The sequence below is a fragment of the Massilia sp. CT11-108 genome, from assembly GCF_047302915.1.
In the GTDB taxonomy this organism is placed as follows: domain Bacteria; phylum Pseudomonadota; class Gammaproteobacteria; order Burkholderiales; family Burkholderiaceae_D; genus Telluria; species Telluria orientalis.
Genome location: NZ_JBKYMO010000369.1, coordinates 1 through 5,613 on the forward strand (window position 1 = coordinate 1; position 5,613 = coordinate 5,613).

Annotated in this window: 3 protein-coding genes and 1 pseudogene; all 4 read left to right on the forward strand. The window is 67.5% G+C overall.

Translation table 11 applies throughout. The features are described from left to right. Positions 1–341, forward strand: a pseudogene (locus tag ACEN88_RS23020) (hypothetical protein); the annotation flags it as partial. Positions 342–607: 266 nt separating this feature from the next. Further along, a complete protein-coding gene (locus tag ACEN88_RS23025) occupies positions 608–2,047 on the forward strand; it encodes an arylsulfotransferase family protein (RefSeq protein WP_413343369.1) in 1,440 nt (479 codons plus the stop codon). A 95-nt stretch (positions 2,048–2,142) separates the two neighbouring features. Continuing rightward, on the forward strand, positions 2,143–4,521 hold the full coding sequence (locus tag ACEN88_RS23030; RefSeq protein WP_413343371.1) for a TonB-dependent receptor: 2,379 nt from the start codon (positions 2,143–2,145) through the stop codon (positions 4,519–4,521). A gap of 13 nt (positions 4,522–4,534) precedes the next feature. Continuing rightward, on the forward strand, positions 4,535–5,613 hold a 1,079-nt coding region (locus tag ACEN88_RS23035), incomplete at its 3' end, for a sulfatase-like hydrolase/transferase (protein WP_413343372.1).

Here is a 5,613-nt window from a genome sequence, read left to right on the forward strand (position 1 = left end):
TCGCCAAGCCGGTCGACCACGACCTCCTGCTGCGCACCATCGGCAGGCTGCTGGCGCTGCAGTGGATCACCGGACACCCGGCGCCCGAGGGCGGCGAGGATGCCGCGCTGGCCGTCCCGCCGGCCGACGAGATCGAGGCGCTGTGGCAGCTGGCGCAGATCGGCAACATGCGCAAGATCCGCGAGCGGGCCGCCTACCTGCGTGGGCTCGATCCGGCCTATGCGCCGTTCGCGAACCGCCTGGACGCGCTGGCGCAGGGCTACCATTCGAAGCAACTGGTCGCGTTCGTGGCGCGCTTCCGGAACAATTCCGAAAAAGTACTGGACGACCGGTCGGTGTAGGGTTGCCGTGTGCGCATGAACGCGCCCAACCCGACACCTGCCGTATCCCTTAAGCAAGGGATAAGATCATGAACGTGCTGATCGTTCGTCGCCTTAACGCGAACAGAACCTTATGCACCAGATTGTTGGCTCCGCGGCAGCGGACTGCTACAAAAACCGCATATCGTTAGAACGCTCGCCGGGATATGGATATGTCAACATATTCGTTCTGCATCGGGCCTTCCCTTCGTAAGATGTTTCGACTCATCCATAACGAAAGGGACGTCATGACCGCCAACACCAAGCGCCGCCTGGCCCGCCTCCGACAACGACAGCACCAGGCACGCCGCCTGCAAACGTGCGCCCTGCTGGCCCTGTGCATGTTGCCGGTGGCGGCCGCCTTCGCCGCGCCCAGCGTGTTCCCGACGGGCGTCACCCGCTACGAACCGCAGAAGGCGTGGAACGGCTACGTGCTGTTCTCGGGCCAGGACAAGAAGACGCACCTGATCGACATGAACGGCAACGAGGTCCACCAGTGGGCGCAGGAAGGCTTTCCGCCCGTGCTGGTGGAACCGTCCAAAGCCGGCGGCGCGCGCGGCCGCGTGCTGCTGCAACTGGCGCAGCTGCCGGGCGTGCAGACCGCGGGGAATGGCCTCGGCAATACCGCGATCGGCGAGCTGGATTGGGACGGCAAGGTCGTCTGGCGCTGGGGCGCGGCCGCGCAGGCGGCATACGGCGGCGCCGACACGAACACGAATGCCGACGTCAGCCCAAGTGCGGGCGGCGCGGCGAAGCAGCACCACGACTGGGAGCGTCTGTCCAACGGCAACACGCTCGTGCTGGCGAACCTCGTGCATGACGTGAAGGGTTTCAAGGCGCCGCGGGTGCTGGACGACGTGCTGTACGAAGTCGACCCGCAAGGGAAGATCGTGTGGCGCTGGACGGCGTCCGACCACCTCGGCGAATTCGGCTTTTCGAAAGCCGCGCTCGACCAGCTGCGCAACGCCGCGCCGCGCGAAGGCGCCAAGGCGGTCGACTACCTGCACACGAACAGCGCCCGCGCGCTGGGCCCGAACAAATGGTTCGACGGCGGCGACGCGCGCTTCGCGCCGGACAACGTGATCATCAGTTCGCGCCAGGCGAACATCGTCGCCATCATCGACAGGAAGACGGGCAAGGTCGTGTGGCGCCTCGGCCCCGATTTCGCGCCCACGGGCGGCAAGCTGCCGCGGCCCGTCGACCAGCTGATCGGCCAGCACGACCCGCACCTGATCGCGCCCGGCCTGCCCGGCGCCGGCAACCTGATCGTGTTCGACAACCAGGGCGAGGCCGGCTACCCGATCGTCAGCCCCGGCATCTTCCCGCACTCGCGCGTGCTGGAGATCGACCCGGTCAAGCAAGAGATCGTGTGGGAGTACACCGCGGTGGACTCGAAGCAGACGCAGTGGAGCTTCTACAGCGCCTTCATCAGCAGCGCGCGCCGCCTGCCGAACGGGAACACCCTCATCGACGAAGGCATGAACGGCCGGGTCTTCCAGGTCACGCCGCAGGGCGAGATCGTGTGGGAATACGTCAGCCCGTTCTACGGCGATTCCGCCGTCGGCGGCAGCGGACGCACGGTGCGCACGAACTGGGTCTATCGCGCCCAGCCCGTGCCGTACGACTGGGTGCCGGCCGGTACGCCGCGCAGCGAGCGTCCGCTCGACACCGTCGCCAGCACGCGCTAACCCCTTTCATTTTTTTGTAACGCCTGCGGCGCGTACCCCCGCGCGCCGCGGCGGCTTCGCTCATCCCGATTTTCATGACGTTCAAGGAGAACTACGTGTTTTACGCATCCGCAGCTCAGCACAAGACCAGGCGCCACGACGCGCCGGCCGTTTCACGCACCACCATCGCGGCGGCGGCCATGATGATGTGCGCCGGATGCGTGTGGGCGCAGGAATCGGGACCAAACCCGGGGCCGAATGCCGCCGTCGCGCCGGTGCTCGCCGCCGCCGATGCGGGTCCCGATCCCGCCGCCACGCAACCGCTGTCCGACACGATCCAGACGGTGCTCGTCTCCACCCGCCGCCGCGTCGAAAGCGCGCAGAGCGTGCCGACGCCGATGACGGTTCTGAACGGCGACGAGCTGGAAGCGAACCGCGTCTACCGCGCCCAGGACCTGCAGCAACTGCTGCCCAGCACGACGATCAACTACGTCCACGCCCGCCAGATGAGCTTTGCGGTGCGTGGTCTCGGCAACAACCCCGCCAGCGACGGCCTGGAAGGCAGCGTGGGCCTGTACCTCGACAACGTCTACCTCGCCCGCCCCGGCATGGCTGCGTTCGACGCGCTCGACATCGAACAACTGGAACTGCTGCGCGGTCCGCAGGGCACGCTGTTCGGCAAGAACACGACGGCAGGCGTCGTGAACATCTCGTCGCGCAAGCCATCGCACGACGTGGAATCGCAGGCGGAAATCTCGGCCGGCAGCTACGGCTACGTGCAGGGCAAGCTGGTGCTGAACCGTCCCGTGACGGACGCCCTGGCGGCGCGCCTGTCCGTGTACCGCACGCAGGACGACGGCTATATCCGCAACCGCTACAACGGCACCCGCGTGCAGGGCGGCCTGCGCCAGGGCCTGCGCGCACAGGCCCTGTATGAACCAGGCAAGGACTTCAGCCTGCGCGTCATCGCCGACTACAACGAGGAAGACTCGAACAACGGCACGCTGATTTTCTATAACGCCGGCGCGACGGGCAAGTATCTCGCGCAGGCGGCCCTCGTCGGCGGGCATCCTGTCACGGATCCGGAAGATCGTGCGGTCACCCTCGACAACGGCTCGCACGTGAACGTGCACCAGGGCGGCGTGTCGGCGGAAGCCAACTGGAACCTCGCCAACGCCAGCCGCATCACCTCGATCAGCGCGTGGCGCACCTGGAACTTCGTGCCGCACAACGACGACGGCCTCGACGTGCCGGTAACCTTGAACGTGGGCCAGTCCGCGCAGCACCGCCAGTTCACGCAGGAGCTGCGCTGGGGAAGCAGCCCGGGCGCGGTCGACACGGTCGCCGGTGCCTACTATTACTACCAGGAGCTGGAGAACAACGCGTTCACCGTCAACGGTCCCCTCGCCGACCGCTTCAACGGCAATCCGGTCGGCGCGTGGAACGACGTCACAAGCAACTCGCCGGGCACGCTGCGCGTCAACAGCTACGCGCTGTTCGGCCAGGCCACATGGCATGCGACCGAGCGCTGGGACCTGACGGCCGGCCTGCGCGGCACGTACGAGGACAAGCGCGTGCGCGTGATCCGGTACGCGCCCGTCGGCCCGACGGCCACCGGCCCTGCCCTTACCGTGCGCAACGCGCGCTACGGCGCCTACGATTCCGGTCCGCTGGCGCTGCACCAGTCCAGCCCCAGCGCGCTGCTCTCGGCCGGCTACAAGGCGTGGGACGACGTCCTGTTGTACGCCAGCCTGTCGCACGGCGAGAAGTCCGGCGGCATCAACCTGCAGGTGCCCGGCGCGGCCGGCGCGGCGTCGCTGCTGGTCGGCGCCGAACGCGCCAACGCGGCCGAACTGGGTGTGAAAAGCACGCTGCTGAACCGTCGCCTGCAACTGAACGCGAACCTGTTCGCGACCGTCGTCCACGGCTACCAGAGCAATGCCTACGACCCGGCGACACGGACGTCGTACCTGACGAACGCCGGTGACGTGCGCACCCGCGGCATCGAGTTCGAGGTCCTCGCGATTCCCGTCCGTACCCTGCACATCCAGGCGAACGTGTCGTTCAACGACCCGCGCTACCTGACGTACAAGAATGCGCCGTGCGCACCGGAAGTGAGTGCCGTGTCGTGCGATTTGTCCGGCCGCGACGCCCTCGTCAACGCGCCGCGCCGCACCGCGAACGTGGGCGCGCGCTGGGAGCTTCCGCTGGATGACACGTGGCGCGCCTATGTGAACGGCAACGTGTCGTACCGCTCGTCGACCTACGGCACACTGGACGCGTCGAAGTATTCGCGCATCCCGGCGTACGGCCTCGCCAACCTGTCCGCCGGCGTGCGCTCGAACGGCGAGCACGCGTGGGACGTGCAGCTGTGGGCCCGCAACCTGTTCGACCGCCAGTACTACACGAGCATGTGGAACGGCACGTTCGGCTCGTACAACGCCGTCATCGGCACGCCGCGCACGATCGGCGCGACGGCCCGTCTCGATTTCTAGGCAAGGAACCATCATGAGCAAAACCGACCAGAAACGCCGCGCCGTCATCAAGGGCCTCCCCGCCCTCGCCCTCGCCCTCGCCCCGCAGGCACTGTTCGCGGCCGACCGCAAGGGCCAGCAGCCGAACATCGTCTTCATCCTCGCGGACGACCTGGGTTACGCCGACCTGGGCGTCTACGGCAACACGGATTTCACCACGCCGAACCTCGACCGCCTGGCCGCGCAGGGCGTGCGCTTCACGCAGGCCTACGCCAATTCCGCCGTGTGCTCCGCCACGCGTTTCGGCCTGATCACGGGCCGCTACCAGTACCGCCTGCGCGGCGGACTGGAAGAACCGATCGCCGGGGCGTCGAAGACCATCGGCCTGCCGCCGCAGCACCCCACGCTGCCGTCGCTGCTGAAGCAGGCGGGCTACCGCACCGCGCTGTTCGGCAAGTGGCACCTGGGCTACCTGCCCGTGTTCGGTCCCCTCAAGAGCGGCTACGACATCTTCTTCGGCAACTACGGCGGCGCCATCGACTACTTCACGCACAAGCCGGGCGTCGGCCCCGAGGTGCCGGAAGACCTGTACGAAGGCGAAGTCCCGGTGCACAAGGTCGGCTATTACACCGACCTGCTCGCGGATCGCGCCACGGAATACATCGGCCAACAGGATGGGAAGCAGCCGTTCTTCCTGTCGCTGCACTTCACGGCGCCGCACTGGCCGTGGGAAGGTCCGGGCGACGAAGCCGTGTCGCGCGACATCGGCAACATCTTCCACTACGACGGCGGCGACCTGGTCACGTACGGCAAGATGGTGACGGGGCTCGACACCGCGATCGGCCGCGTGCTCGACGCGCTACGGCACAAGGGCCTTGCCGACGACACGATCGTCATCTTCACGAGCGACAATGGCGGCGAGCGCTTCTCGAAGACGTGGCCGTTCAGCGGCCAGAAGACGGAACTGCTGGAAGGCGGCATCCGCGTGCCCGCGATCGTCCGCTGGCCGCGCCGCCTTGGCGCCGGCAAGACGACGGACCAGGTCGCGATCAGCATGGACTGGCTGCCGACGCTGCTCGCCGCGGCCGGCGGCGCGCCCGATCCGGCCCAGTG

Excerpts from the sequence above, each read along its gene's own strand:
- ACEN88_RS23025 (WP_413343369.1), top strand. The coding sequence starts at position 608 with ATGACCGCCAACACCAAGCGCCGCCTGGCCCGCCTCCGACAACGACAG.